Origin of the sequence: Azospirillum oleiclasticum (assembly GCF_013423485.1) — a bacterium.
Classification (GTDB): domain Bacteria; phylum Pseudomonadota; class Alphaproteobacteria; order Azospirillales; family Azospirillaceae; genus Azospirillum; species Azospirillum oleiclasticum.
Window position 1 is genome coordinate 16,628 of sequence record NZ_JABFFR010000003.1, and the last position, 26,468, is coordinate 43,095.

Below are 26,468 nucleotides of genomic sequence, written 5' to 3' on the forward strand. Positions count from 1 at the left end.
AACGGTGTGTGGCCACCACCGATCGGGCAGGGGACGGGTCATGGATGACGAGCAGAGCAAGACCATCACCATCGGGCTGGCGATGTCCGGTGCCATCTCCGCCGGAGCCTATTCGGCCGGCGTCCTGGATTTCCTGATCGAGGCGCTGGACGAGTGGGAGAAGCGGCGGGATCAGCCGGGTGTGCCGGGGCACCGGGTCGTCATCGCCGCGGCGGCGGGGGCTTCGGCGGGCGCCATCACGTCGGCCATGGGCATGATCGCCGCCGCCCGCGGTCCGCTGCCGCGCCACGACCGGACGGTCGCCGCTGCCGGCAAGGGCACCTTCCACACCTTGCCCGACCTGTACCGGGCATGGGTGGACCGGCCGGACTTCCTGCAGCCGGCCTTCCCGAAGACCGGCGCGCTGCTCGACACCACCGACCTGGCCCGCGACGGCGCCAAGGTGGTGTCGCTGCTGAACAGCCTGCCGCTGGAGGAGATCGGCCGGGAGGCGTTGGCCGGCGTCGCCTCGGGGGCGCCGACCATTGTGCCGCGGCCGTACCTGTCGTCGAGCCTGCACGTCTACATGACGCTGACCAACCTGCGCGGCGTGCCCTACCAGATCGCCTTCGACGGCGACGTGTCGTCCGGCTACGGGATGATGAGCCATGGCGACCGCGCCCACTACCAGCTCTCCGGCGCCGGTTCCGCGACCTTCGCCAGCCCGTGGGCCGACCGTGACCACCCCGTCCCTGCCCATGTGACGACGTTGCCGCCCGATCCCCGACTCCTTTCTGACGAGGCGATCGCACAGAGTCCGGATACGGACCGGATCACCTGGGTGCAATACATCGAGCACACGCTGTGCTCCGGCGCCTTCCCGATCGGTCTGTCGGCGCGTGACGTGTCGAATCCGAAGGAGTCGTATATCGGCCGCTCCTGGCCGCTGCCGGTGCCTCTGGACCGGATGACGGGCATCCATCCGAGCTTCCCGGCGTCGCCGATCGTGCGCGGTCCGGACGGCGAACGGCGGGAGGGCACCAACGAGCAGCTGGGGACCATGGGCATCCCCTTTGCCGGCGTGGACGGCGGTGCGCTGGACAATGATCCCTTCCAGATCGTGCGCTACGCCATCATGAGCGATCCGCCGACGCCCAACGAGTCGGACCCCGCCAAGTCCGACCGGCTGGTGATGATGATCAGCCCGTTCCCCGACCCGCCGGCCTACGACGCCGACGATCTCAGCGCGCGGGAGACCGGGTTGATGGACGTCGTCCGCCGGCTGCTCCCCACCTTCATGCAGAACGCCCGGTTCAAGCCGGAGGAGCTCGTCCAGGCGCTCCACGCCGACAAGGCGTCGCGCTGGCTTGTGTCACCGCGCCGCTACGACGATGGGCGGTTGCAGGAGGCCGGCATCGCCTGCGGCCTGCTGGGCGGCTTCGGCGGTTTCCTCGACATCGAGTTCCGCCGTCACGACTACGAGCTGGGTCGCAAGAACTGCCAGGATTTCCTCGCCAAATGGTTCACGTTGGGCGAGACCAACGGCAATCTCGACCTCGAGAACCCGATCCGCACGCCGCAACGCCCGCTGGATCCGAGACGTGGCGGCGGCCCGGCCGGCAAGGTGGCGGTGATTCCGCTGCTCGGCACCGCGGCCGAGCCGGTGCTGGTGCGGGACTGGCCGCGGGTCGATCGGAACCGGCTCGACGAGCTCGTGGCGCGCGCGATGGCGCGGGCGGAACTTCTGATACCCCTCCTGGCCAAGCAGCTTCGGGGCGTTGCCGGGGTCGCGGTGAAGGCCGGATGGAGCCTGTTCCTCCGCGATAAGATCGCGTCGTCCATCCGCTACGCGGTGCTCGCCGATCTCGTCCGCCGCGACCAGTTCGCGGACCCGCTCATCCTGTCGCTCGACGACGATCTGCCGGGCAAGGGGCTTTCCGGCGACGAGTTGGAGCGTCGGTCGGCCGGCCGGCGCAAGGTCCTTGGGGCGCTCATCGGCACCGGGGCCGACTTCCGCACGGTCGCCGGCATCGTGAAGGATCTTCTGATGGACGAGGCGGAGGCGGCGGAAGACCTCGAGCGGTGCATCGCCCTGGGGCTCGCCTACCGCACGGACAAGGTCGGCAACTCCAAGGTGGCCAAGGGCACGCAGCTCTACTGCTACAAGCCCCGCACCCCGGCGGAGCTGACGAGCGTCGTCTCCTCCTTCTGGTCCGGACTGAAGGAGGCGGTGGGCGCCCCGGTGCGCTGGACCCAGGGGGTGCCGGCCGGCGAGTGGTCGATCGATTGACCGTTGGCGCATCCGGGACCGGGATGCCATGCGCAACCCTCGGCCCCGGCGCGCCATGCGCAACGTTGAACCCCGGCGCGCCCTGCGCGCCCTGGTCCCCGGCGCGGGGTGATGCCATATTGCCGGTTCCTGTTCCGTGTTCGTACCGGAAGGCACCCCCAGATGGCACCCATGGCCCACCCCGTCCTCGAAGCCATCCCGCAGCGCCCTTTCCAGCCGCTGGAGCCCGGCAAGGCGCTGGAAATCCTGTCGGAATTCCAGCCGGCCGGCGACCAGCCGCGCGCCATCGAGGAGCTGACCGAGGGCTTGCAGGCCGGGGAGAAGGATCAGGTCCTGCTCGGCGTCACCGGCTCCGGCAAGACCTTCACCATCGCCCATGTCATCCAACGGGTGCAGCGGCCCACCCTGGTTCTCGCCCCGAACAAGACGCTGGCGGCGCAGCTCTATGGCGAGATGAAGGCCTTCTTCCCCAACAACGCGGTGGAATACTTCGTCTCCTACTACGACTACTACCAGCCCGAGGCGTATGTGCCGCGGACGGATACCTACATCGAGAAGGAATCCTCGATCAACGAGCAGATCGACCGCATGCGCCACGCCGCCACCCGCGCGCTGCTGGAGCGGGAGGACGTCATCATCGTCGCCTCGGTCTCCTGCATCTACGGCATCGGGTCGGTGGAGAGCTACGCGGAGATGACGGTGGACGTCCGCAAGGGCGAGGTCATCCGCATCCCCGAGCTGGCGCGCCGGCTGACCGAGCTGCAATACAAGCGCAACGACGCCGCTTTCGGCCGCGGTCTGTTCCGGGTGCGCGGCGACACGCTGGAGCTGTTCCCCGCCCACATGGAGGACCGCGCCTGGCGCATCTCCTTCTTCGGCGACGAGATCGACTCCATCCACGAGATCGACCCGCTGACCGGCGAGAAGCTGGCGGCGCTGGAGGCGGTGCGCATCTACCCCAACAGCCACTACGTCACGCCCAAGCCCACCCTCAATCAGGCGATCGAGCAGATCAAGCGCGAGCTGAAGCACCGGCTGGAGGAGCTGACCACAACCGGCAAGCTGCTGGAGGCGCAGCGGCTGGAGCAGCGCACCACCTTCGACATCGAGATGATGGCGGCCACCGGCTCCTGCGCCGGCATCGAGAACTACAGCCGCTACCTGACCGGCCGCGCGCCGGGCGAGCCGCCACCGACCCTGTTCGAGTATCTGCCCAAGGACGCGCTGCTGATCGTGGACGAGAGCCACGTGATGGTGCCGCAGATCGGCGGCATGTACCGCGGCGACTTCATGCGCAAATCCACGCTGGCCGACTACGGCTTCCGTCTGCCGTCCTGCATGGACAACCGGCCGCTGAAGTTCGAGGAGTGGGAGGCGATGCGGCCGCAGACCGTCTTCGTCTCCGCCACCCCCGGCAACTGGGAGATGGAGCGCACCGGCGGCGTCTTCGTGGAGCAGGTGGTGCGCCCCACCGGCCTGATCGACCCGCCGGTGATCGTGCGCCCGACCGAGTCCCAGGTCGATGACCTGATCGAGGAGTGCCGGCAGGTCACCGCCAAGGGATACCGCGTGCTGGTGACCACCCTGACCAAGAAGATGGCGGAGGCGCTGACCGAATACATGCACGAGTCGGGCTTGCGCGTGCGCTACATCCACTCCGACGTGGAGACGCTGGAGCGCATCGAGATCATCCGCGATCTGCGGCTCGGCGCCTACGACGTCCTGATCGGCATCAACCTGCTGCGCGAGGGGCTGGACATCCCGGAATGCGCGCTGGTCGCCATCCTCGACGCCGACAAGGAAGGCTATCTGCGCTCCAAGACCTCGCTGATCCAGACCATCGGCCGTGCCGCCCGCAACGTGGATGGCCGCGCCGTCCTCTACGCCGACAAGGTCACCGCGAGCATGCAGTACGCCATCGACGAGACCAACCGCCGCCGCGCCAAGCAGGAGGCCTACAACGCCGAACACGGCATCACCCCGGAATCCGTCCGCAAGAAGATCGGCGACATCCTGGAGAGCGTCTACGAGCGCGGCGACCATGTGACGGTGAAGACCGGCGTGGCCGACAACCTCGTCGGCCACAACATCAAGGCGGTCATCGCCGACCTGGAAAAGAAGATGCGCGCCGCCGCCGCCGACCTGGAGTTCGAGACCGCCGCCCGTCTGCGCGACGAGATCAAGCGGCTGGAAGCCACCGAACTCGGCCTGGAAACCCCCGGCAGCATCGGCATCAGCACGGCCCGCATGGGCCGCGGCGTGCCCGAGGGCGCGCCGAAGAAGGGCAGGCGAGGGCGGCGGTGATGGGGCGTCGAGCCGGCGCGCGACGCCGCTGTGGATGCTGACGGGGCCTTACGCTGCGCGCCCGGCCAGATGGGCGGCGAGTTTGTCGAGCGTCTGGCCACCGTATTCGACCGCGCCAAAGCCGATGCTCGCGTCGCGCTGGGCGCGCGTCGGGTGCATCTGCCGCAGGGTGAGGACCGTCTTCCCGTCCGATTGCTCGTCGAAGGTGACCAGCATGCGGAATTTGCCCGGATCATCGTCCTTGTCGGACCCGTGATCGACCTCGATCAGATGCGGCCGGTCGATGCGCAGGAAGCTCATCCGGTTGTCGTAGCGCACACCGTTCGGGCCGACCATGTCGAACCGCCAGGTGCCGCCCGTACGGATGTCGATCTCGTGCGTCTCGATTGAAAAACCCTTGGGGCCGAACCACGCCGTGAGTTGCCCGGGGTCGGTCCAGGCGTCGAAGACGCGCTCACGGGGCGCATTGATGACGCGGGCAAGGACGATTTCCCGATCGAGCGGCCAGGACGCCCATGCCGAGCCGGTCTGCGCGGTGCTGTCAGTCATCGCGTTGCGTGTCCTTCATGCTGCGCGACAGGTGGGCCTCCAGCCGGTCGAGCCGGCCTTCCCATGTCGCGATGTGTGAACGAAGCCATTCGTCGGTGTTCCGAAGCGCTCCCGGCGTGAGGGAGCAGGTTCGTACCCGTCCGGATTTTCGCGACGACACGAGGCCGCCACGCTCCAGCACGCCGATGTGCTTCAACAAGGTCGGCAGTCCGATCCCGAAGGGCTCGGCGAGTTCGCCGACCGTGGCGTCTCCGCTGCTCAGGCGGGCGACGATCGCGCGCCGGGTCGGATCGGCCAGGGCGGCGAACGCGAGGTTCAGACGGTGCTCATAGTTTTCCATGCGGCAAACTAATCCGGGGGACGCTGCGCGTCAAGAACAGTTTTCCAACTGGCGAACTGTTGTGCCGACACGAAGGCCGGCGGGTTGCGCCAGCCTTCCTGATTCAGGGATGCTGGGGACGGCGCCGGCCCCTATTCCTTGACATACGGGTTCTTGCCGCCGCGCAGGGCCAGCCGGATCGGCACGCCGGGCAGGTCGAAGCTGTCGCGCAGGTTGGCGATCAGATAGCGCTGGTAGCTGTCGGGCAGGTCGCCGGGCTTGTTGACGAACAGGGCGAACGCCGGCGGACGGGCCTTCACCTGCGTCATGTAGCGGATCTTCAGCCGGCGTCCATCGATCAAGGGCGGCGGGTGATGATCCAGGATGCCTTCGAGCCAGCGGTTGAGCTGGGCCGTCGGGATGCGGCGGTTCCACACCGCGTAGCTGTCCAGCACCGCGTCCAACAGCGCGTCGAGCCGCTTGCCCTTCAGCGCGGAGATGGTCACCACCGACACGCCCTTGGCCTGGGCCAGCGAGCTTTCCAGCTTGTCCTCGACCTGACGCAGCGCCATGGCGCGGTCGTCCACCGTGTCCCACTTGTTGATGGCGATGACGAGCGCGCGGCCCTCGTCGATCACCATGCGGGCGATGGTCAGGTCCTGCTTGTCGAGGATCTGGCCGGCGTCCACGACGAGGATCACCACCTGGGCCATGCGCACCACGCGCAGACCGTCGGCGACGGCCAGCTTCTCCACCTTGTCCTCGACGCGGGCGCGGCGGCGCATGCCGGCGGTATCGACGAGGCGGAACTGGCGGTCGCGCCATTCCCAATCCACCGCGATGGCGTCGCGGGTCATCCCGGCTTCCGGCCCGGTCAGCACCCGCTCCTGGCCGATCAGGCTGTTGAGCAGGGTGGACTTGCCGACGTTCGGGCGGCCGACGATGGCGATCTGGATGGGGCGGAGGCGCTCCTCCTCCGGCTCCGGCTGGTCGCCGACCGGGATCTCAAGGCCGTCCTCGGTCAAGGCGACGGTGGCCGGTGCCGCCTTCTCCGGCTCCTCGTCCTTCGGCGCGAAGGGCAGCAGAGCCTCCACCAGATCGGCCATGCCCTCGCCGTGCTCGGCGGACAGCGGCACCGGGTCGCCCAGCCCCAGCTCGAAGGATTCCAGGATGCCGGGCAGCCCGGCCTTGCCCTCCGCCTTGTTGGCGACGAGGATCACCGGTGTCCGGCCCTTGCGCAGCCAGGACGCGAAATGGCGGTCGAGCGGGGTGATGCCTGTGCGCGCGTCGATGACGAACAGCGCCACGTCGGCCCGCTCCAGCGCCTGCTCGGTCTGGCGGCGCATGCGGGCTTCCAGGCTGTCGTCGAACACATCCTCCAGACCGGCGGTGTCGACGATGGTGAAGGACAGCCCGCCGACATGCCCGTCCGCCGACCGCCAGTCACGGGTCACGCCGGGCGTGTCGTCCACCAGCGCCAGCCGCTTCCCGGCCAGCCGGTTGAACAGCGTGGACTTGCCGACATTGGGTCGGCCGATGATGACGACGGTGAACGGCATGGACGCGGCTTTCCTTGGGACTTCCGTCAACGGAAGGCCGTGAGCGTCCCGTTGTCGCTCAATACATAGAGAGTTCCATTGGCCACCACAGGGGGAAGGAAGGTCTCCGACGGCAGTTTCCGCCGCCCGGTCACCTCGCCGGTTTCCGGAGAGACGCTGACCAGTTCACCCAGCGAGTTGGTCAGCCACAGCACGCCGCCGGCCATCACCGGGCCGGCCCAGCTCACCACACCCGTGCGCTCCTTGGGATCCTCGAACTGCTGAAGCTGGCCGATCCACCGGATGTGGCCGTCGCGGCGGGTGATCGCCACCACCTCCGCGTCGTTGGTGACAACGAAGACGAACTCGCCCGCCACATAGGGGGTCTGGGTGCCACCCAGCTCCAGCTCCCACAGGCGGGCGCCGATGCGCTCGTCCACCGCGATCATGCGGCCGGAATGGCCGATGGCGAACACGGCCCCGCGGTCGAGCACCGGCAGGCCCCGGATGTCGGCCAGGCTGCTCAGCGCACCGGAGCGGCGGATGGCCGCCAGGCTTTCCATCCAGGTGACCCGGCCGTTCTCCGGCCGCATGGCGACCAGCTCGCCCGAGGAGTAGGGCGCCACCACCACTGTGGCGTTGGCCGCCGGGCTGGAGGCGCCGAGCAGGCCGGCGGATTCCAGGATGCCCGTGTGGTTCCAAAGGTTCTCGCCGTCGGCCGCGTTCAGCGCCACGAGCTGGTTGTCGATGGTCACCGCGAAGACACGGCCCGCCGCCACTGTCGGTGCCCCGCGCAACGGGCCGGACACGCGCTTGCGCCAGACAATGGTGCCGTTGCCGCCGTCGAGCGCCAGCACCTCGCCGTAGCCGGTGGTGACGAACAGCCGGCCGCCGTCATAGGCGACGCCGCCGCCCATGGCGTCGCCGCGCTCCTTCTCGGGCTTCAGCGATTGCTGCCACTGGTTCCGCCCGGTCTGAGCGTCGAAGGCGCCGGCCTTGGCGTCGGCGTCCACGGCGAAGACGCGGCCATCCGCCACCACCGGTGCGCTCAGCAGCATCTGCGAGCTGGACGAGCCGGCGCCGATGTCGGCGCGGAACGCCTCCACCGGGTTGGCCGACAGGGCGAGGTTCCCCATGGCGTGCTCGGGCCCGCCACCGGCCTGCGGCCACGCGGCGTTGGTCTGGGCCGGCGGCACCGCCACCGGCGTCCCGGCGAGCTTCGGATCCACCTCGACCCGCCGCTCGCGCAGCAATACCGCGACGCGCTGACCCGGCAGGGGTGGCGGGGCGGAACTGCCGAACCAGCCGCTGACCGTGTCGCAGCCGACCAGCAGGGTGGACAGAAGAGTGGCGGTCAGCAGGCGGGCGCGGCGGGTGGCGGGGCGGCTGGTCGGCATGCGGTCCATCAGGTCTTGGCCCATCAGGTCTTGGCGTAAAGGGCCGCGAGCTCACCCGCGCGGGTGCGTACCCCCGCGGGGGCCGTCGGGTCGTCGGCCAGTTGGGTGAACAGGGTGCGCGCCTTCTCCCGGTCGCCGGCGCGGGCGGCCAGCAGCGCCGTCATCTCCCGCGCGGAATGGCGCCAGGGGTTGGTGTCGGCGGTCAGCGGCTGCAGCCGCGCCTGCAGTTGGCCGGGATCGCCGGTGCCGAGCTGCTGCATCACGCTCATCAGCGTGGCAAGTTCGCGGTAGACGGTGCGGGCCGAAGCGTCGTTGGCAACGGAGTCGTAGAGCGCCGCGGCCTCCGCCGGCTTGCCCTGCTGCACCTGCAGGGCGGCGGCGTTGAGCCGGGCGAGCGTCGCGAGGTCGGCCGGTGCCGCCGCCTCGGTGAAGCTGGTCAGCGCCGTCACACCCTGCGCCGGCGCCTGCACCGCCTGCTCCATGGCCAGCGTCAGACGCTGGGTCGCGTCCTCGCGCTGCGACTGGCGCCAGTGCTTCCAGCCGGTGTAGCCGGCCGTGCCCGCGACCACCACGAACGCCACCGCGACCGCCACCCCGCCGTAGCGCTTGGCCAGGGACTGCACGCGGTCGCGGCGAAGGTCTTCATCGACTTCGCGGAAGATGTCGCTCATGGAACCTGCAACATGAAAAGAGTGCTCCGCCGGCACGGGGCCGGCGGGCATGCACGACGCACCCGGCCGGATAGCAGACCCCGGCGGAGCGGGTCAAGACGGCATGACCCTCTCCCCGTGGGGAGAGGGTCGGTTCCTCACGCCTTCAGGATGCCCTTGCCGGCGAAACGGGCGGCGGTGCCCAGCTTCTCCTCGATGCGGATGAGCTGGTTGTACTTGGCGAGCCGGTCGGAGCGGGACAGGGAGCCGGTCTTGATCTGGCCGCAGTTGGTGGCGACGGCAAGATCGGCGATGGTGCTGTCCTCGGTCTCGCCGGAACGGTGCGAGAGGACGGCGGTGTAGCCGGCCTTGTGCGCCATATCGACGGCGTGCAGCGTCTCGGTCAGCGTGCCGATCTGGTTGACCTTGACCAGGATCGAGTTGGCGATGCCGCCGCTGATGCCCTGCGCCAGGCGCTTGGGGTTGGTGACGAACAGGTCGTCGCCGACGAGCTGGACCTTGGAGCCGATGGCGTCGGTCAGCGCCTTCCAGCCCTCCCAGTCATCCTCGGCCATGCCGTCCTCGATGGAGATGATCGGGTAGCGGCCCACGAGGTCGGCCCAGTAGGCGACCATCTCGTCCGCGCCCAGCACCTTGCCCTCGCCCTCCAGGTGGTACTTGCCGTCCTTGAAGAACTCGGTGGAGGCGGCGTCGAGCGCCAGCATCACGTCCTCGCCGGGGGTGTAGCCGGCAGCCTCGATCGCCTTCATCACGAAGCCCAGCGCGTCGTCGGTGGAGGCGAGGTTGGGGGCGAAGCCGCCCTCGTCGCCGACGTTGGTGTTGTGGCCGGCGTCCTTCAGCTTCTTCTTCAGCGACTGGAAGATCTCGGCGCCCATGCGGATGGCGTCGGCCCCGGTGGCGGCCCCCACCGGCATGATCATGAACTCCTGGATGTCGATGGGGTTGTCGGCGTGGGCGCCACCGTTGATGATGTTCATCATCGGCACCGGCAGCAGCGAGGCGAAGGCGCCGCCGACATAGCGGTAGAGCGGCAGCCCGGCCTCCTCCGCACTCGCCTTGGCGATGGCGAGGCTGACGCCGAGGATCGCGTTGGCGCCGAGCCGCGCCTTGTTGGGCGTCCCGTCCAGCTCGATCATGGCGAGGTCGATGGCCCCCTGGTCGGTGGCGTCGAGACCGGACAGCGCGTCGAAGATCTCGCCGTTCACCGCGTCCACGGCCTTGGTCACGCCCTTGCCGCCGTAACGGGACTTGTCGCCGTCGCGCAGCTCGACCGCCTCGTGCGCCCCGGTGGACGCCCCCGACGGCACGGCCGCCCGGCCGAACGCCCCGGACTCCAGCTCCACATCGACCTCGACGGTCGGGTTGCCGCGGCTGTCCAGAATCTCGCGGGCATGGATGTCGGTGATGGCGCTCATGGTCGCTGTCCTCCGGTATTTCGGCCGCGGAAACGGATAGCCCCACCGGGGGCGGAGCGCAAGCGCGCCGGAGGCTTTTGCCGCCGCGGACCAACCGACGCGGCCTGTGCCGGGCGGTGCCCCCGCCCATCCCACCACAGGTCACAGCCCCGCCATACATCCGTATTGCGATCCTTTGATTGCGCCCGTAGGCTCCCCACCACCAAAGAGGGATAACGGGCGTCGCCCGGGGTTGCCCATCGGCGTTCCCGCGACGCGACCAGCGCGCTTGAGGAGACACGCATGCTGATCCATCCGCCAAGCTACTGGCCGAACAAGGGCTGGATGAAGGGCTGGAACGGTGCGTCCGCCGACGATCAGGACGACAACGCCGTGTCGGACGCCATCGACACCGACAACGTGACCGCCGGCTACACCTCGGCCAAGCTCGACCCGGGCAGCGAGGCGTTCAAGGCGATCGCCGCCTACATCCGCCGCAACATCACGGAATCGCCTTACACATCGGAGCGCGGCGAGAAGACGCGCATGGCCTGGGCGCGCGACCAGGCGAACGACAGCAGCCTCAGCGCCTTTCAGCGCCAGACCGCCGCGCGCCGCGCGCGCGAGACCTCGGACAAGAGCGTCGCTCCGCCCAGCTCGCGCCCGGTGACCGTGCGCAAGGTGCGGGTGATCCGCAACCTCCCGCTCTGGGAGATGTACGAGAACTACCGGAACGAACTGACGTCGCGGTTCACGATCAACGGAACCAGCAATCCGCTGGCCGGGATCGTCTGGAGCTCGGCCGTGCAGTCCGACAGCGCCACAGGGCTGCGCGGGTTGCCGGTGATGAACGAGCCGATCGGCGAGGTGATGCTGTTCCACGGCACCAGCAAGAACTTCATCAAGATGATCGTGTCCGGTGGCTTCCGCCCCGACCTCGGGCGCAACAAGGGAACGGTGGCGAACCCGCAGTTCGGCATGCTGGGGCAGGGCACCTATTTCACCGACAGCTTCTCGAAGATGATGACCTACGCGGGTTGCAAGATCTGCGGTGACTTCGAGTGCAATTGCCGGTCCGCCAAGACACGGCGCAAGATCGCCCGCAACTGCATCCTCGCCCGCGTGGTGCTGGGCATCCCCGAGCATTATGGCTCGAAGCTCCAGGCGATGCTGAAGATCGGCCAGCACAAGGCCAACCACGCCGGCTACAAGAAGACCGGTTTCGACGAGACCCGTGGCGGCCAGCACTCGGTGTTCTCGCAGGGCTTCAAGACCGGCACGCAGTTCAACCCGTTCAGCTTCGGGTCCGGCGCCAACGAGATGCTGGCGCGGCGCACGCAGCAGATGTACCCGGAATTCGTGGTCTCCTACGTGCTGGGCGACGACGACGTCGGCCTGTTGCTCATCGAGGCGGTGCGCAAGGGCATCCAGACCTACGAGCGGCGCACCCACTGGAACCAGAGCAAGGAAACCAAGAACGCCCTCACCAAGATCAAGGACAGCTTCGGCAAGGGTGACGACCGGCTGATGGCCGTGGTCTGCTATTTTCTGTCCTGCCAGCCGACCTCCAAGGTCAACGGCCTGATCGCCGACGGCATGACCGACAAGGAACTGGGTACCCGCCTGAAGCCGGATTCGCAGTTTCGCAAGGATTTGTTCGAGGCGGTGCGGGGCGCGGGTTACGTGTACTGATGCCGCGGCGGAGGGGGCTTACGCCCCCTTCGCCACCCGGTCGAAGGCCTGCAGACGCTCCAGCAGCGCCCGCATCTCGCGCATCGGCACCATGTTCGGGCCGTCGCTGGGGGCCTTGTCGGGGTCGGGGTGGCACTCGATGAAGAGGCCGGCGACGCCCACGGCCACCGCGGCGCGGGCCAGCACCGGCACGAACTCCCGCTGGCCGCCGGAGCTGGTGCCCTGGCCGCCCGGCTGCTGCACGGAATGGGTGGCATCGAAGATCACGGGGAAGCCGGTCTCCGCCATGATCGGCAGGCTTCGCATGTCCGACACCAGCGTGTTGTAGCCAAAGCTGGCACCACGCTCGCACAGCAGGACCTTGTCGTTGCCGGCCGCGGTCAGCTTGGCGGCGACGTTCCTCATGTCCCAGGGGGCGAGGAACTGGCCCTTCTTCACGTTGACCGCCCGTCCCGTCTGCGCCGCGGCCACCAGAAGGTCGGTCTGGCGGCAGAGGAAGGCGGGGATCTGCAGCACGTCCACCGCCTCCGCCACGGGGGCGCAGTGCTGGGTCTCGTGCACGTCGGTCAGCACCGGGCAGCCGAAGCGCTCGCGGATCTCGGCGAAGACCGGCAGCGCCCGGTCCATCCCCATGCCGCGCGCGGCGTTGATCGAGGTGCGGTTGGCCTTGTCGTAGGAGGTCTTGTAGATCAGCCCGATCCCAAGAGCGCCGCAGATGCCGGCCAGCGCCTCCGCCGTTTCCAGGGCGTGCTCGCGGCTCTCCATCTGGCAGGGGCCGGCGATCAGGACGAAGGGGCGGTCGTTGGCGATGGCGAGCGGGCCGACGCTGACGGTGCGGGTCATGGGGTGCTCCGGGCGGGGAAGACCCCTCTCCCATGGGGAGAGGGGGAGGGCGGTTCAGGAGAGATGTTCGCGGAAGAAGTCCGCCGTGCGACCGTTGGCGAGCTCCGACGCCGCGGCGTCGAAATGATCCCCGCCCTTGCGGGCGAAGGCGTGGTCCATGCCCTCATAGACATGGGCAGTGACCTTGGGGTTGGCCGCCACCGCCTCCAGCACCGTGTCGCGTGCCTCCGGGGCCACGAACTTGTCCAACTCCGCCACATGCATCAGCAGCGGCTTCTTGATGTTCGGGACCTCGCCGACGAGATCCACAAGGCCGACTCCGTAGTAGCTGACGTTGGCGTCCACGTCGGAGCGGGACGCCATCAGAAAGGCCATCTTGCCGCCCAGGCAATAGCCGACGGTGCCGACACGCGCGTTGCATTCCGTCTGCTGGCGGCACCAGTCGGCGGTGGACTTCAGATCCCCCACGCCCTTGTCGACGTCGAATTTCTGGAGCAGGGCGAAGGCCTTGTTCCATTCCTCCTGCGTCTTGTCGGTGATGTCCACGCCAGGCTCGATCCGCCAGAACAGGTCGGGGCAGACGGCCAGATAGCCTTGCCGCGCCAGATCGTCGGCAATGCCGCGCATCACCGCGTTCACCCCGAAGATTTCCTGGATGACCACGACAGCCGGCGCCGGCAGGGTCGCCGGTTTCGCCACATAGGCCATGAACGCACCGCCGTCGGCGGCCTGGATGGTGACTTCGGTCACGATGCCCTCTCCCGTTTTCCGGTTACGGCCGGACATCGCCCGACCGCCGCGGGGGCATCATAGCCCTCGTCACCCGCGGAACCAACCGTCGAGCCCCGGCTCAGCCGGAAGGGGGGATGCAGGCCCTTTGGTTTTTGTTTTCCGGGATTCCCGGAGGAGGAGGGCGGCGGATGATCGCCATTGCCCCCGCCAGTCGGGCACGCGTTCAAGTGCCAATGCGGCGATCTGATCCGAACAGCGCCCCCGAACCGCTCACGTATCCGCCGCCATCGACCGCAACGAGGGTCGGGTCACTCCACAACTGACCGTCGAAGGCTTGCACGGTCAGTGTCTCGGCACCGTTGGCCCGGTAGGTGAGCCTGCCGAAGTCGCTGGCGACGAACTGATACTTGCCCTGTGCCGTGTCGTTCGCGTTGGCCCGGTTGACAGCCCCGTTCAGTTGCAGCGATCCGGCGCCGTACGGATCGGTAACCTGATAGTATTTGATCGTGTCGCCGTTCGGATCGGTGAACGACACGAGATTCGACAACGGCGCGCTCCCCACCCCGTCCAGCGACTGCGGTGTCACTGTACCAACAGGCGCTCCTCCGATGTCGATTTCATAAAGCTCCATCGGGGCATGACCGGCGACATACGTGCCGAAGTAATCAGTTCTGGCGATAATCCCGATCTTGAGTTTCTCCAAGCCCTGAACGGTGTAGGTTACCTGATCCAGGTAAGCGACATCGATCACGGCCTCGCCAGCCTCGAACGTGTGACCGGACGCGAGCGCCCGCGAATTGACGGGAGCACCGTTCAGATTGATGGAACCAGCACCGGAAGGGTCCTTTATATAGACTGCCGATACCCAATCGCCTCCATAAACAGGATCCATCGACCAGATTTGGTCAGCCCAATTGCGGTTGATCGACTCTTTTAGCTGACGCAAGGTGATCGAGGTTCCCGGGCTGAAATCCAGCGGGTTGTCCGTGGTCGATGGAGGCGCCACCTCAAAGTGCAGCTTGGTTGGTGCGCTCCACTTCATATTGTCGTAAGCCTGAACAATGATATCACCAGATGCCCATAGGGTCATGGTCGAATTCAATCCATCGAGCTGAGAGATCTCATAGAAATTTTCTCCCATTTCAGCAAAATACCCGGAAACTGGTTGTTCATCCATAGTAAATTTCCCGATCTCATCCGGGACATGCACGCGAAATTTGGGAATCCAAGTACTTATAAGCGCTCCATTTGCATCGTAGCCAGTGCACCACGTTGCATTGAATCGGAACGTTTCGTTAAATTCCGGAACAAGATAGAAGTCGGTTCTTCTGGTTACGACCGGAGGCGGGTCTTCCTTGGCAAACGTAATCGTCGCTGGATCACTCCATGAGACCCCATCGAATGCTTGGACGATGGTCGAGCCTAGACCCTGTGGATGGACGTAGCAATAAGCTCCCTCAGCGGTCACCCGGATCGAGCCGACAGGATCGGACGCATCGGTAACAACCTCCTTCGGGTCGAAGGCGAAGATTTGATTCCCACTGACGTGCTGGAATCGGTAATAGACGATTGGATCATTCTCGGGATCGCTCACCGACATGAGGTAGCTGGTATCGGTATAGGAATCATTCGGTATATTGCTGGTCTTCCCTCGAACAACGGGGGCCTGATTGCCGACATAGGTGGAATAGGGCTGATAAGTGGTCGTTCCGCTGGCGTCGACGGCCTGAACCGTTATCCGCTCACGTCCGCCACCGGTGTAGGTCAGCTTGGACATGTCGGATGCCGCCACCAGATACCGACCTTCCGCTTGGTCGGCTGGAGAGGCGAGGTTTGCAACACCGTTCAGGAAAACATGACCCGCTCCGCTCGGATCCTCGACGCGGTAGAAGCTCGCACCGGTCTGCGTCAGCACACCCGGGTCGAACAGTTGCGCGAGCTTGACGGTTGCGTTCAACCCAACCGATCTGCGGGCTGTCGCCTGCGCTCCCTCGCCCAGGATGACCGTGATCGGCGCATTCCAGCCACCCCCGTCGCTGGCCTGGAAGCGCAATTCGTTGAACCCTGTGGTGTTGATGGTCAGCTTGCTGAAATCGTTGGCGGATACTGTGTAATATCCTTGAAGAAAATCCGCTCCAGAACTGACGTTGACCGCTCCGTTCAAATTGATCTCATCGAGGCCGCTCTCCCTTTTGACCCGGTAGTAAATTACCGAATCGCCGTCGCCGTCTTGTGCCGAATAGATGTCGGACAGTCGCAACGCCGTACCCTGCCGATTGCTGGCCGGAGAGATCATCCCGTCTGGGGTCCGGTTGCCGATGACCACCGTCGTCGTATCACTCTTCCGCAGGTGCGCAAGGGAGAGATCATCGTGCGGCGTCGGACCATCAGCCGTAATGCGTTCAAGTCGCTCGATGTGGAATGTTGCCGAACCGCGTCCGGTGTAGGTGACCTTGGCGAAATCCTCGGGCGTGAGATCGAAGACCTGAAACGCCGAGTCGTCGATATTGACTATGTTGTAGAAGGGATTGAGATTCACCGCACCGTTGAGGTTAAACGTACCAGTGGCAGAGTTGTCATAGATGATGTAATGGTAGTATTTCGAGTTGTCAGGAGTCACAAAGCTTGACAACGCGACCGTTTCTCCAATCTTGAGCGTTTGGGATGGAAGAACCGCGGCTGGAGCGCCTTCGGTGACGGCGACCTGGGTCGCCGCGCTCCAGGCGGTGCCATCTCCGACCTGGAAGGTCAGGCTTTCTCCTTGCGACCCGGTGTACGTCAACTTGTTGTATTCGGCGGCCGTAACCTGATAAACACCACGCGCTTGGTCGGCGGCGCTGGCGAGGTTTTTTACCCCGTTCAGTTGGATGCCCCCACCGCCCGCCGGATCGGTAATCCGGTAGAACCGTGCCGTTATGCCAGAGGTGGTGTCGATCTCATAGAGGAGGGAGAGCGGAATTTCCTGACCCGGAGCGAGGTCGCGCGGCTTGCCGATGCCGACCAAACGACTGGTCACCGCAATCGCCGTTCTGGTCGCGTTGCTCCAGTTCACTCCATCAAACGCCTGGAAGCTCAGGGACTCCGCTCCTGAGCCCGTGTAGGTGAGCTTCGCGAAGTCGGCAGCACTGACCTGAACCATGCCCGCCGCCTTTTGGGCGGTGGTGGCGAGATTGACTGCGCCGTTCAGATTGATCCGCCCAGCCCCCGCTGGATCCGTGATCCTGTACATCTGGATGGTGTCACCCTCCGGGTCGCTCGCCGAGAACAGCCGTGGCAGCGCCACGACCTCCCCGGCTCTGAGGCTGACCGTAGCGGCGGTGCCGACAGGGGCGGAGTTGGTGAGCCTTGCGGTGACCGGCGTGCTCCAACTGACACCGTCGAAAGCTTGGAAGCTCAAGGATTCGGTTCCCGAGCCCGTGTAGGTGAGCTTCGCGAAGTCGGCAGCATTGACCTGCACCATGCCCGCCGCCTTTTGGGCGGTGGTGGCGAGATTGACGGCACCGTTCAGGTTGATTCGTCCCGCCCCCGCCGGATCGGTGATCCGATACGTCCGGATGGTGTCACCATCCGCGTCGGTCACCGAGAACAGATCGGACAACGCGACAGACTGTCCGATGCCCAACCTGTTTGAGACAGCGATGCCGGCTACGTTGCTGACGGCGACGTTGGTGGGGGCGCTCCAGCCGAGACCGTCGTGCGCCAGGAAGCTCAGCGTCTCGTTGCCGTTGCCGGTGTAGGTCACCTTGGCGAAGTCGGCGGCGGAGAACTGGGAGATGCCCTGCGCGCGCTGGGTGGCGTTGGCCAGGTCCACCGCCCCGTTCAGCGACAGCGTGCCCGCACCCGCCGGGTTGGTCACGCGGTAGTACTGGATCGAGTCCTCCGCGTCGGTCGCGGCGTAGAGATCCGACAGCGCCACCGTCGCGCCCTTCGCCAGCGCGGTCGGCGTGCCGGCGCCGACCGGAAGGGCGTTGCTGACGGCGACGTTGGTGGTGGCGCTCCAGCCGAGGCCGTCATGCGCCATGAAGCTCAGCGTCTCGTTGCCGTTGCCGGTGTAGGTCACCTTGGCGAAGTCGGCGGCGGAGAACTGGGAGATGCCCTGCGCGCGCTGGGTGGCGTTGGCGAGGTCCACCGCCCCGTTCAGCGACAGCGTGCCCGCACCCGCCGGGTTGGTCACGCGGTAGTACTGGATCGAGTCCTCCGCGTCGGTCGCCGCGTAGAGATCCGACAGCGCCACGGACTTGCCGGTTCCCAGAGCACGCGGAGCGCCGACACCGGTGGGGGTGCTGTTGGTGAGCTTGGCGTTGGCCGTGGCGCTCCAGGCCAGCCCGTCGAAAACCTGGAAGCCCAGGGTCTCGGTCCCGGCACCGGTGTAGGTGAGCTTGGCGAAATCAGTCGCGCTGACTTGAATGCCGCCCGCCGCCTTTTGGGCCGCAGTCGCGAGGTTCACCGCGCCGTTCAGGTTGACCAGCCCAGCCCCCGCCAGGTCGGTGATCCAGTAATATTGAACCGTCCGCCCATCGGAGTTTCCGGCTGAATACAGATCGGACAAGGCGACCGTCTGGCCGTTCCTCAGGCTGCGCGAAACGGCGCTGCCTGTCAGCGGCGCGGCGGCGGTCGAGGCCAGCACCTCACCGTCGGCGAACCGCAGGCGTTCGACATTCACCATCGTGTCGGTGCCGTCCCGCCCGCTTACCAGGTCCTGCACCGTGATGCGGCCGTTTTCCGTCCACACCTTGTACTGCGCGCGCGTGCCGCGGTAGGTCGCGACGTCGGAGCCGGCTCCGCCGTCGAACGCGTCGTCACCCGCTCCACCGGTCAACAGGTTGTCGACGGCGTTGCCGACCAGCGTGTCGTTGCCCGCCCCGCCCACAGCATTCTCGATGGTCGAGCCATAAGCGATGGCGATGTTGTTCACCGCAGCGCCGCCGGTGGCGTTCACCCCGATCGAGCTGAAGGCTCCGGCGTTGAGGTCGATGCGGACCGCACGCGTCTGGGCCGACGCGTCCAGGGTGTCGGTGCCCCCTCCGTCCCAGATCGACCGGACCTCCGGCGCACTGGCGGACACGATGTAGGTGTCGTCGCCTGTGGCAGCGCCCCGGTTGGCGCCGTAAAGATACTGTAGCGCCTGGATGTCATAAAGCTGCAGGGTCTGCGGGTTGCCGCCGTTCAGAGCCCGCCGTAATAGGACATCACCGTGTATTGCACGGAGTCTGTGGCCGCCGGCAGGTAGGGCCCGGGAACCGCGCCGGCGGTTCCGTCGTAATTGCCCGGATGTTTCAGCCCCAGCGCGTGACCGATCTCGTGCAGCGCCGTCATGAAGGCGTAGCTGCCGGCGGTCATGCTCTGATTTGGCGTATGGTTGATGTTGAAGAAGACGTCGCCGGCCTTGCCGGTGCCGCCGCCGTAGGAGGATGTGGCGACCCCGCTCAGGCTGCACTGTGCAAAGGTGATCTGGCCCTTCTCGGACGTATCCTCGACAAAGCGGACGTTGCAGACCTGCTCATAAAGGCTTAGCGCCGCCTCGATGCCCGCCTTCATGGAGTCGGTCACCGCGGCGAAGTCCTTGGCCTCCGCCGCGCCGCTGGCATAGTAAGTCGGCAGGCTTGTGAGGAACGAATAGCTGATCGTGGTTGCGGTGCCAGTGGGCTTTCCGGCGTTCCAACGGTAACTGTCGCCCGCTAGAAGCGCATCGATGCTGTTGTTGCCGGTCAAGAAACCCATGACTGCACCTCTGTGGACACGCCTTCCCGCCTACCTCGATCCAAAGCTCCGAACACCACCGCTTCCACGCACTCCGGAACCATGCCGCCGGCGTGAGCCACTGCGGCATTTGTTGGTTGCACGATCAAAGAGGCGTTGTCTCGACAACTTGGGATCAGCTCCAATCAACTAAAGATGGCGGTCGCTAAAATCTTTGTAGCGACGAGGATAATATCCTTTGCGTAGATGGTCCATTTGATTTGTGCATGCCGATGCATGCGACGCCCAGTTGGTGTCACCGCCGAACATGGGTACACCCGAACTCGCACCAAGTCGTGCAGCATAGCCGACAAGAGCCGGCATGCCCGGAATCCCAGGGTTCCAGCCCGATCAGTCCTGTATGGGACCACAGGCAAGCGGCGGCATCGGACGAGGACTGTCTTGTGACGGGCAAGATCCGCAAGAATGCGACGCGGCAGTACGCGGCGGATGCGACCATATGTCCGGCGGTCAACACAGAGGGGAGGCCGGTGCCGAAACCCGGATCGCGTAGGCCGATGTCCGCGCGGGACGCTGGCACCCGCGGCACCACGGGGATGTTGTCCGGGTGCCGCGGGAGAGCGCGTTCACACCATCCGGCTCTGCTCGATCGCCGCGCGGATGAAGCTGGTGAAAAGCGGGTGAGGGTCGAACGGCTTGGACTTCAGTTCGGGGTGGAACTGCACGCCGATGAACCAGGGGTGGTCGGGCAGTTCCACGATCTCCGGCAACTCGCCGTCCGGCGACAGGCCGGAGAAGCGCAGGCCGACCTTTTCCAGCCGCTCCTTGTAATAGACGTTCACCTCGTAGCGGTGGCGGTGGCGCTCGCTGATTTCGCTGGCGCCGTAGATGTCGCAGACCTTGCTGTCGGGCACCAGCATCGCCGGATAGGCGCCGAGCCTCATGGTGCCGCCGAGGTCGTCGACCCCGCTGCGCTTCTCCAGGCTGTTGCCGCGCATCCACTCGGTCATCAGGCCGACCACCGGGTTGCCGGGGCGGCCCAGTTCCGTGGAACCGGCGTCGACGATGCCGGCGAGGTTGCGCGCCGCCTCGATCACCGCCATCTGCATGCCGAAACAGATCCCGAAATAGGGAATCCGGTGCTGGCGGGCGAATTCCGCCGCGCGGATCTTGCCCTCGGTGCCGCGGATGCCGAAGCCGCCCGGCACCAGGATGCCGTGCACATGCTCCAGCCGTTGGACGGCGCCGTCCTGCTCGAAGATCTCCGAGTCGATCCAGTCGAGATTGACCCGCACGTTGTTGGCGATGCCGCCATGGGTCAGCGCCTCGGCCAGTGACTTGTAGCTGTCGAGCAGGCTGGTGTACTTGCCGACGACGGCGATGGTGACCTCGCCCTCGGGGTTCACGATGCGGCGGACGACCTCCTGCCAGCGGCTGAGGTCAGGCTCGCCCTCGACGGGCAGATCGAAGTAACGCAGGACCTGATCGTCGAAACCTTCCTCATGGTAGGCGATCGGCACCTGGTAGATGGTGCTGACGTCCAGCGCCGCGATCACCCGCTCCGGCCGGATGTTGCAGAACAGCGCGATCTTGCGCCGCTCGCCGTCGGGAATCGGGCGGTCCGCGCGGCACAGCAGGATGTTGGCCTGGATGCCGACCGACAGCAGCTCCTTCACCGAATGCTGCGTCGGCTTGGTCTTCAGCTCGCCGGCCGACGGGATGTAGGGCAGCAGCGTCAGGTGCACGAACAGCGCCCGCTCCGGCCCCACCTCGTTGCCGAACTGGCGGATCGCCTCCAGGAAGGGCAACGACTCGATGTCGCCGACCGTGCCGCCGATCTCGCAGAGGATGAAGTCCTCGTCGGTGACGTCGGCGCGGATGAACTCCTTGATCTGGTCGGTGACATGCGGGATCACCTGCACGGTGGCGCCGAGATAGTCGCCGTGCCGCTCCTTCTCGATCACCGTCTTGTAGATGCGGCCGGTGGTGATGTTGTCGCCGCGCCGGGCCGGCACGCCGGTGAAGCGCTCGTAATGGCCGAGATCGAGGTCGGTTTCGGCACCGTCGTCGGTCACGAACACCTCGCCGTGCTGGTACGGGCTCATGGTGCCGGGATCGACGTTCAGGTACGGGTCGAGCTTGCGCATGCGGACCTTGTAGCCGCGCGCCTGGAGCAGGGCCGCCAGCGATGCCGCGGCGATGCCCTTGCCCAGCGAAGAAACCACGCCGCCCGTGATGAAGATGTACCGCGTCATGGCTGTCGTGACCTGTTCGACGAGATGGAACCTTGTTCGAGAACGCACAAAGGAAAGAGGCGGCTCCGGATGATGCCGCCTCTCCTCAAAGCATCCGGCTTGTCGCGTCGGCGTTTACTGCGCGACGGGCGGAGCCGGCGTTGCGGGGACGGCCGGCTGCGGGGCCTGCTGCTGGGCCGGAGCCGCGGGCATGCTGTCGATGATCGAGGTCGGGCGCGAGTGGCCGCCCGCCAGGATCGCCAGGATGATGCTGGTCGTCATGAAGCCCGCGGCGAGGATCGCGGTGGTGCGGGTCAGCAGGTTGGCCGAGCCGCGGGTGGTCATCATGCCGCCCATGGTGCCGCCGCCGATGCCGAGTCCGCCGCCTTCCGACCGCTGGATCAGGATGACGCCCACCAGCGCCAGCGCGATCAGCAGGTGAATGACCAAGAGCACCGTTTCCATCGAACTCCGTTCCCCACGCTTGCGCGTGACGGCGTCAGGGCGCCGGCACCCGCCAAACCGAATGCGCGCCGCGACCTCCCATCGGAAGCCGCGGCGCGCGCGACGAGGGTTTTACCCCGCCCGCGTCCGATATGCTAGCGGCAACTCGCGGCGATGGCCCAGAAGTCGTCCGCTTTCAGCGAGGCGCCTCCGACCAGCGCCCCATCCACATTCGGCACCGCCATCAGCTCGGCCGCGTTGCCCGGCTTCACCGACCCACCGTAGAGGATGCGCACGCCGTCGGCCGCGTCCACCTTGCCGGCCAGCTCGGCGCGGATGTGGGCGTGCATGTCGGCGACGTCCTGCGGGGTGGCGGTCTTGCCGGTTCCGATCGCCCAGACCGGCTCGTAGGCCACCACCGTGTTGGCGGCCGTCGCCCCGGCCGGCAGGGAGCCGGCGAGCTGGCGCGACACCACGGCGTTCGCCTGGCCCGCATCGCGCTCCGCCTCCGTCTCGCCGACGCAGACGATGGCGATCAGCCCCTCCGCGTGGGCCGCAGCCGCCTTGGCGGCGATCAGGGCGTCGCCCTCGGCGTGGTCCTGACGACGCTCGGAATGGCCGACGATGACGAAGCGGCAGCCGGCGTCCACCAGCATCTGGGCGCTGACGTCGCCGGTGTGCGCGCCATGCTGCTTGACCGCGCAATCCTGGGCGCCCAGCAGCAGCGGGCTGTCGCTGATCGCCTCACCGACCGGGAAGAGGAGCGGGAAGGGCGGGCAGACCAGCAGTTCGAACGGCACCTCGCCGGCACCCTTCAGGCGGCCGGCGAGGTCCGACGCCAGCGCCAGCCCGTCGGCCCGGCGCCCGTTCATCTTCCAGTTTCCGGCAATCAGCGTGCGGCGTTGGGCCATGGCGCGGGTGTCCTCCGGGTGATTGTTCTGCCGGCTCCTGCATAGCAAGGGCGGGGCGGATTTTCCACCAAGTGCCTTGGGCGGGTGGCTTGGGCGGGTGGCTTGGGCGGGTGGCTTGGGCGGGTGGCTTGGGCGGGTGGCTTGGGCGGGTGGCTTGGGCGGGTGGCTTGGGCGGGTGGCTTGGGCGGTCGGCCACTCGTCAGACCATCCGCGAAATGGTTTACGCTTCGTTACTCTTAAGGATAAGAGGGGCTTTGGTCACAACATTCGCTCGGTTGCACGCCCATCCTACCCCTGTCGAACCGGCCCATAGAGGGCGGACGGTGTCAAAAGGGGGCAGTGTCATGGCGACGACGGCGAACAGCGGCGGGACTGGCACTCAATTCGCAGGGGCGTCCATGCCCGTCACCTATTACGAATCCCGGGCGGACGGCGGCTACGCCTGGTACGTCAATTACGACCTGTCCTTCGACGGGTCCAACTTCATGGTCAACACCCGCATCGACCTGACCGGCGCCAACCCCGGCGCCACCCAGGCGGTGTGGGAGCAGGGGATCGAGCGGGTGTGGAACGGCAAGGCCGCCCTGAAGGACGGCACCAACGTGTTCGGCATCCGCTTCGACGTCAGCTTCGTGGACAGTGCCGACGCGCATTATCAGGTGAATGTGCACAGCGGCTACGGCGCGTCCAACATGCTGGACTGGTACCTGCAGACCGATTGGGGCCCGTCCTACCAGGACGAGCTGGCGGCGCACGAATACGGCCACATGATCGGAATGTTCGACCAGTACGCCGGCGGCGCCACCTACGGCAGCCAGACGCAGACCGGCACCATCATGTCGGACCTGGGCGGCGCGGTGACGCTCGACAGCTTCTTCTCCATCGACCAGTACGCCGAGCAGCTCACCGGACGGACCTTCGCGATCGTCACCGCCTCCACCCTGCCGCCGTCGCAGCCGGCCATCAACACGGTGCAGGGCACCGCCGCGTCGGAAAGCCTGACCGGCACCGTCGGGGCCGACCTGATCATCGGCGGCGACGGCAAGGACGAGCTGTCCGGGCTCGGCGGCTTCGACACGCTCCAGGGCGGCAACGGCGACGACACGCTGCGCGGACAGGACGGCGACGACAAGCTCTACGGCGGGGCCGGCAACGACATGCTCTATGGCGGCAACGGCAACGACTGGCTGTGGGGAGACGCCGGTCGCGACACCGTCAAGGGCAACGCGGGCGCCGACACCTTCGCTTTCGCCCGCGGCTGCGGCAGCGACCGCGTGGTGGATTTCAGCTTCGCCGAGGGCGACCGCCTCGCCGTCAACGGCATGGGCTACACGGTCACCCAGGCCAGCGACGGCGCCTTCTTCAGTTTCGGTGGCGGCGATCAGGTGCTGGTCGCCGGCCTGCGCAAGAGCGACATCACCGCGGCCTATTTCGTGTGAACGTTCACCGGCCGGCGTAGACCGTGCCGGTGCCGATCCCGGCGATCTCCAGCAGCAGCTTCGACAGGATCGCGTCCGCGAAGGACTCGAAGCTGACCGCGGGAACCAGGAAGGCACCCGGCCCGCCGATCACGTTGTCGCGGTAGTAGAGGTCGAGGTTGGGCGTCGTCGGGCCGCCCCAGGGGTTGGGGCGGTCGTTGAGGATCGGCAGGCCGTTGATGGTGATGCCGGCGGCCAGCGCTGCGTCGCGGGCGTCCTGCACCGCACGGCCGCGGTTGTTCACCCCGTCGCCCGACACGTCGATGACCCGCCGCGTGCCTTCGAAGCCGTTGCCGTCGAAGAGGGTCGTCGCGCGGTCGATGGCGGCGCTGATGGATGTCCATTGCGCTGTGCGCAGCGGTGCCTCCTCGAGCGAGCCGACGAAGGACTGTGCGGCGGCCGGGCCGTCGAGCAGGGTCCAGCCGACGGTCACCCGCTGGTAATGGTCGCCCGCCCATTCCATGTAGGCGACGGCGATGCGCCCCAGAGGTCCGGAGCGGATGGCGCCGATGACCTTGGGGTTCAGCAGCGCGTCGATGTAGCCGCTGCGCTGGAGCTTCGCCTCCTCCTCATCCACGCTGCCGGAGACATCGACGGCGAGCACCAGTTCGAGGTCGACCGGAACCTCGGCCTTGGTGGCGGGGGCAGACAGGAGCGGCAGCGCCGCCACGAGGACCGAAACGACCAACGGACGCATGCGGCGCTCCATTCCGTTCGTTCACGTAACCAAGTAAAGTGCGGACTGTGGCGTCCGGCAAGGGGTGTCCTGACAAAATGGAGTCGACCATCCATTCGGAACCGCGGCCACTGTTCATCGGGCACGAGATCTACCGGCAATCCAGCTACGGACCGAAACACCCCCTGTCGATCCCGCGTGTCAGCACCTGCGTGGATCTGTGCCGCGCCATGGGATGGCTGCCCGACGCCCAGTACCGCGACAGCCCGCAGGCGTCGGACGGGGAGATGGCCCGCTTCCACCACGACGACTATCTGGTGGCACTCGCCCGCGCCGAGCGGGAGCAGCGCGTGGATGCGGAGACCGGCGCCCGCTACAACCTGGGCAAACTGGAGAATCCGGTCTATCCGGAGATGTACCGGCGGCCGGCCGTCAGCGCCGGCGCGGCGATCCTGGCGGGGCGCATGCTGGCAGGGGCGCCGGGCGTGATCTACAGCCCGGCCAGCGGCACCCATCACGCCCGGCCCGACCGCGCCAGCGGCTTCTGCTACACCAACGCGCCGGTGCTGGCGATCCTGGCGATGCTCGACGGTGGCATTGGCCGGGTGCTGTATGTGGACCTGGACGCCCATCACGGCGACGGGGTGCAGGACGCCTTCGCCGACGACGACCGGGTGCTCACCATCTCCGTGCATGAGGACGGGCGCTGGCCCTTCACGGGGCCGGTGGAGGACCGCGCCGGCGGCATGGCGCGCAACCTGCCGGTGCCGCCGGGCTTCAACGACAACGAGATGGATTACCTGCTCGACCGCGTGATCCTGCCGCTCGGTGAAGCCTTCCGGCCGGAAGCGGTGGTGATCCAGAGCGGGGCCGACGCGATCCAGGAGGACCCGCTGAGCCGGCTGGAGCTGTCCAACCGCGCCCTGTGGCGCGCGGTCGGGGCGGTGGCGCGGCTGGCGGAACGGGTGCTGGTGGTCGGCGGCGGGGGCTACAACCCGTGGTCGGTGGGTCGGGCCTGGGCCGGGGTGTGGGCGACGCTGAACGGCATCGATCCCGACGTTCCGCCGACCGCCGCGGCCGGGGCGGTGCTGCGCGCGCTCACCTGGTCGCGCGCCGCCGGCCGCAACCCGCCGGACCATTGGTTCACGACCATCGCCGACACGCCGCGGCCGGGAGTGGTGCGTGACGCGGTGCGGAGCGTTGCCGCGCTTGCCACCGCCGGTCAGTTCAGCGGATGATGTCGCACGTGCAACGGTTCGCAACAACCGTTTCGAATTCTGATCAATTCTGATTCAACCGCGTTGACGATTGCGGTGG

General features: G+C 66.9%; 19 protein-coding genes. 5 read left to right on the forward strand and 14 right to left on the reverse strand.

Annotation, left to right across the window (positions count from 1 at the left end; translation table 11 throughout):
- Positions 1 to 40 precede the first annotated feature (40 nt).
- Together HL658_RS05165 and uvrB are read left to right on the forward strand one after the other, a co-directional pair.
- Complete coding sequence (locus HL658_RS05165) at positions 41 to 2,269, forward strand: patatin-like phospholipase family protein (protein WP_180280868.1); 2,229 nt, start codon at positions 41 to 43, stop codon at positions 2,267 to 2,269.
- Between the two features lie 171 nt (positions 2,270 to 2,440).
- Entirely contained in the window at positions 2,441 to 4,573 is a 2,133-nt protein-coding gene (gene uvrB / locus HL658_RS05170; protein WP_180280869.1) for an excinuclease ABC subunit UvrB, read from the forward strand.
- 48 nt (positions 4,574 to 4,621) lie between these two features.
- On the opposite strand, the gene HL658_RS05175 is transcribed toward uvrB, so the two are convergent.
- From HL658_RS05175 to eno, 6 genes are all read right to left on the reverse strand, one after another.
- Complete coding sequence (locus tag HL658_RS05175; protein ID WP_180280870.1) at positions 4,622 to 5,122, reverse strand: SRPBCC family protein; 501 nt, start codon at positions 5,120 to 5,122, stop codon at positions 4,622 to 4,624.
- On the reverse strand, positions 5,115 to 5,462 hold the full coding sequence (locus HL658_RS05180) for an ArsR/SmtB family transcription factor (protein WP_180280871.1): 348 nt from the start codon (positions 5,460 to 5,462) through the stop codon (positions 5,115 to 5,117). The genes HL658_RS05175 and HL658_RS05180 overlap by 8 nt, the downstream gene beginning before the upstream one ends.
- Positions 5,463 to 5,593: 131 nt before the next feature.
- A complete protein-coding gene (gene der, locus HL658_RS05185) occupies positions 5,594 to 7,000 on the reverse strand; it encodes a ribosome biogenesis GTPase Der (protein WP_180280872.1) in 1,407 nt (468 codons plus the stop codon).
- Positions 7,001 to 7,026: 26 nt separating this feature from the next.
- Positions 7,027 to 8,400, reverse strand: a complete 1,374-nt coding sequence (locus tag HL658_RS05190) for an outer membrane protein assembly factor BamB family protein (protein ID WP_180280873.1) — start codon at positions 8,398 to 8,400, stop codon at positions 7,027 to 7,029.
- Positions 8,400 to 9,047, reverse strand: a complete 648-nt coding sequence (locus HL658_RS05195) for a tetratricopeptide repeat protein (protein WP_180280874.1) — start codon at positions 9,045 to 9,047, stop codon at positions 8,400 to 8,402. Before HL658_RS05195 ends, HL658_RS05190 begins: the two co-directional genes overlap by 1 nt.
- A 137-nt stretch (positions 9,048 to 9,184) precedes the next feature.
- On the reverse strand, positions 9,185 to 10,462 hold the full coding sequence (eno, locus tag HL658_RS05200) for a phosphopyruvate hydratase (RefSeq protein ID WP_180280875.1): 1,278 nt from the start codon (positions 10,460 to 10,462) through the stop codon (positions 9,185 to 9,187).
- Positions 10,463 to 10,744: 282 nt separating this feature from the next.
- Between eno and HL658_RS05205 the strand changes: the two genes are divergently transcribed.
- Positions 10,745 to 12,133, forward strand: coding sequence for a PARP domain-containing protein (locus HL658_RS05205; protein ID WP_180280876.1), 1,389 nt, complete (start codon positions 10,745 to 10,747; stop codon positions 12,131 to 12,133).
- Between the two features lie 18 nt (positions 12,134 to 12,151).
- Here HL658_RS05205 and kdsA read toward each other — a convergent pair whose 3' ends face one another.
- The 7 genes from kdsA to tpiA all read right to left on the reverse strand — a co-directional run bounded on the left by kdsA (position 12,152) and on the right by tpiA (position 22,997).
- Entirely contained in the window at positions 12,152 to 12,976 is an 825-nt protein-coding gene (gene kdsA, locus HL658_RS05210; protein WP_180280877.1) for a 3-deoxy-8-phosphooctulonate synthase, read from the reverse strand.
- A 54-nt stretch (positions 12,977 to 13,030) separates the two neighbouring features.
- Complete coding sequence (locus HL658_RS05215) at positions 13,031 to 13,726, reverse strand: dienelactone hydrolase family protein (protein WP_180280878.1); 696 nt, start codon at positions 13,724 to 13,726, stop codon at positions 13,031 to 13,033.
- A gap of 205 nt (positions 13,727 to 13,931) precedes the next feature.
- A complete protein-coding gene (locus tag HL658_RS05220; RefSeq protein WP_343055031.1) occupies positions 13,932 to 18,908 on the reverse strand; it encodes a M10 family metallopeptidase C-terminal domain-containing protein in 4,977 nt (1,658 codons plus the stop codon).
- Positions 18,875 to 19,429, reverse strand: a complete 555-nt coding sequence (locus tag HL658_RS05225) for a matrixin family metalloprotease (protein ID WP_180280879.1) — start codon at positions 19,427 to 19,429, stop codon at positions 18,875 to 18,877. Before HL658_RS05225 ends, HL658_RS05220 begins: the two co-directional genes overlap by 34 nt.
- Before the next feature lie 605 nt (positions 19,430 to 20,034).
- On the reverse strand, positions 20,035 to 21,663 hold the full coding sequence (pyrG, locus tag HL658_RS05230) for a CTP synthase (protein ID WP_180280880.1): 1,629 nt from the start codon (positions 21,661 to 21,663) through the stop codon (positions 20,035 to 20,037).
- Between the two features lie 114 nt (positions 21,664 to 21,777).
- The gene (gene secG, locus HL658_RS05235) at positions 21,778 to 22,107 is read right to left on the reverse strand and encodes a preprotein translocase subunit SecG (RefSeq protein ID WP_180280881.1); all 330 of its coding nucleotides are present in this window, start codon (positions 22,105 to 22,107) and stop codon (positions 21,778 to 21,780) included.
- Between the two features lie 134 nt (positions 22,108 to 22,241).
- Positions 22,242 to 22,997, reverse strand: coding sequence for a triose-phosphate isomerase (gene tpiA, locus HL658_RS05240; RefSeq protein WP_180280882.1), 756 nt, complete (start codon positions 22,995 to 22,997; stop codon positions 22,242 to 22,244).
- Positions 22,998 to 23,395: 398 nt separating this feature from the next.
- On the opposite strand from tpiA, the gene HL658_RS37630 reads away from it, so the two are divergent.
- Positions 23,396 to 24,436, forward strand: a complete 1,041-nt coding sequence (locus tag HL658_RS37630) for a calcium-binding protein (protein WP_281378681.1) — start codon at positions 23,396 to 23,398, stop codon at positions 24,434 to 24,436.
- 4 nt (positions 24,437 to 24,440) lie between these two features.
- On the opposite strand, the gene HL658_RS05250 is transcribed toward HL658_RS37630, so the two are convergent.
- Positions 24,441 to 25,172 carry a DUF1194 domain-containing protein gene (locus HL658_RS05250; protein ID WP_246337330.1) on the reverse strand — a complete coding sequence of 244 codons (732 nt, stop codon included), beginning with the start codon at positions 25,170 to 25,172 and terminating at the stop codon, positions 24,441 to 24,443.
- A 77-nt stretch (positions 25,173 to 25,249) separates the two neighbouring features.
- On the opposite strand from HL658_RS05250, the gene HL658_RS05255 reads away from it, so the two are divergent.
- Positions 25,250 to 26,389 (forward strand): acetoin utilization protein AcuC, encoded by a 1,140-nt coding sequence (locus tag HL658_RS05255; RefSeq protein WP_180280885.1) that lies wholly within the window; start codon positions 25,250 to 25,252, stop codon positions 26,387 to 26,389.
- The last annotated feature ends 79 nt before the right edge of the window (positions 26,390 to 26,468 follow it).

Coding starts and splice junctions, on each gene's coding strand:
- HL658_RS05165 (WP_180280868.1), top strand. CDS start 41: ATGGATGACGAGCAGAGCAAGACCATCACCATCGGGCTGGCGATGTCC.
- uvrB (WP_180280869.1), top strand. CDS start 2,441: ATGGCCCACCCCGTCCTCGAAGCCATCCCGCAGCGCCCTTTCCAGCCG.
- HL658_RS05175 (WP_180280870.1), bottom strand. CDS start 5,122: ATGACTGACAGCACCGCGCAGACCGGCTCGGCATGGGCGTCCTGGCCG.
- HL658_RS05180 (WP_180280871.1), bottom strand. CDS start 5,462: ATGGAAAACTATGAGCACCGTCTGAACCTCGCGTTCGCCGCCCTGGCC.
- der (WP_180280872.1), bottom strand. CDS start 7,000: ATGCCGTTCACCGTCGTCATCATCGGCCGACCCAATGTCGGCAAGTCC.
- HL658_RS05190 (WP_180280873.1), bottom strand. CDS start 8,400: ATGGGCCAAGACCTGATGGACCGCATGCCGACCAGCCGCCCCGCCACC.
- HL658_RS05195 (WP_180280874.1), bottom strand. CDS start 9,047: ATGAGCGACATCTTCCGCGAAGTCGATGAAGACCTTCGCCGCGACCGC.
- eno (WP_180280875.1), bottom strand. CDS start 10,462: ATGAGCGCCATCACCGACATCCATGCCCGCGAGATTCTGGACAGCCGC.
- HL658_RS05205 (WP_180280876.1), top strand. CDS start 10,745: ATGCTGATCCATCCGCCAAGCTACTGGCCGAACAAGGGCTGGATGAAG.
- kdsA (WP_180280877.1), bottom strand. CDS start 12,976: ATGACCCGCACCGTCAGCGTCGGCCCGCTCGCCATCGCCAACGACCGC.
- HL658_RS05225 (WP_180280879.1), bottom strand. CDS start 19,429: ATGGGTTTCTTGACCGGCAACAACAGCATCGATGCGCTTCTAGCGGGC.
- pyrG (WP_180280880.1), bottom strand. CDS start 21,663: ATGACGCGGTACATCTTCATCACGGGCGGCGTGGTTTCTTCGCTGGGC.
- secG (WP_180280881.1), bottom strand. CDS start 22,107: ATGGAAACGGTGCTCTTGGTCATTCACCTGCTGATCGCGCTGGCGCTG.
- tpiA (WP_180280882.1), bottom strand. CDS start 22,997: ATGGCCCAACGCCGCACGCTGATTGCCGGAAACTGGAAGATGAACGGG.
- HL658_RS37630 (WP_281378681.1), top strand. CDS start 23,396: ATGCCCGTCACCTATTACGAATCCCGGGCGGACGGCGGCTACGCCTGG.
- HL658_RS05250 (WP_246337330.1), bottom strand. CDS start 25,172: ATGCGTCCGTTGGTCGTTTCGGTCCTCGTGGCGGCGCTGCCGCTCCTG.
- HL658_RS05255 (WP_180280885.1), top strand. CDS start 25,250: ATGGAGTCGACCATCCATTCGGAACCGCGGCCACTGTTCATCGGGCAC.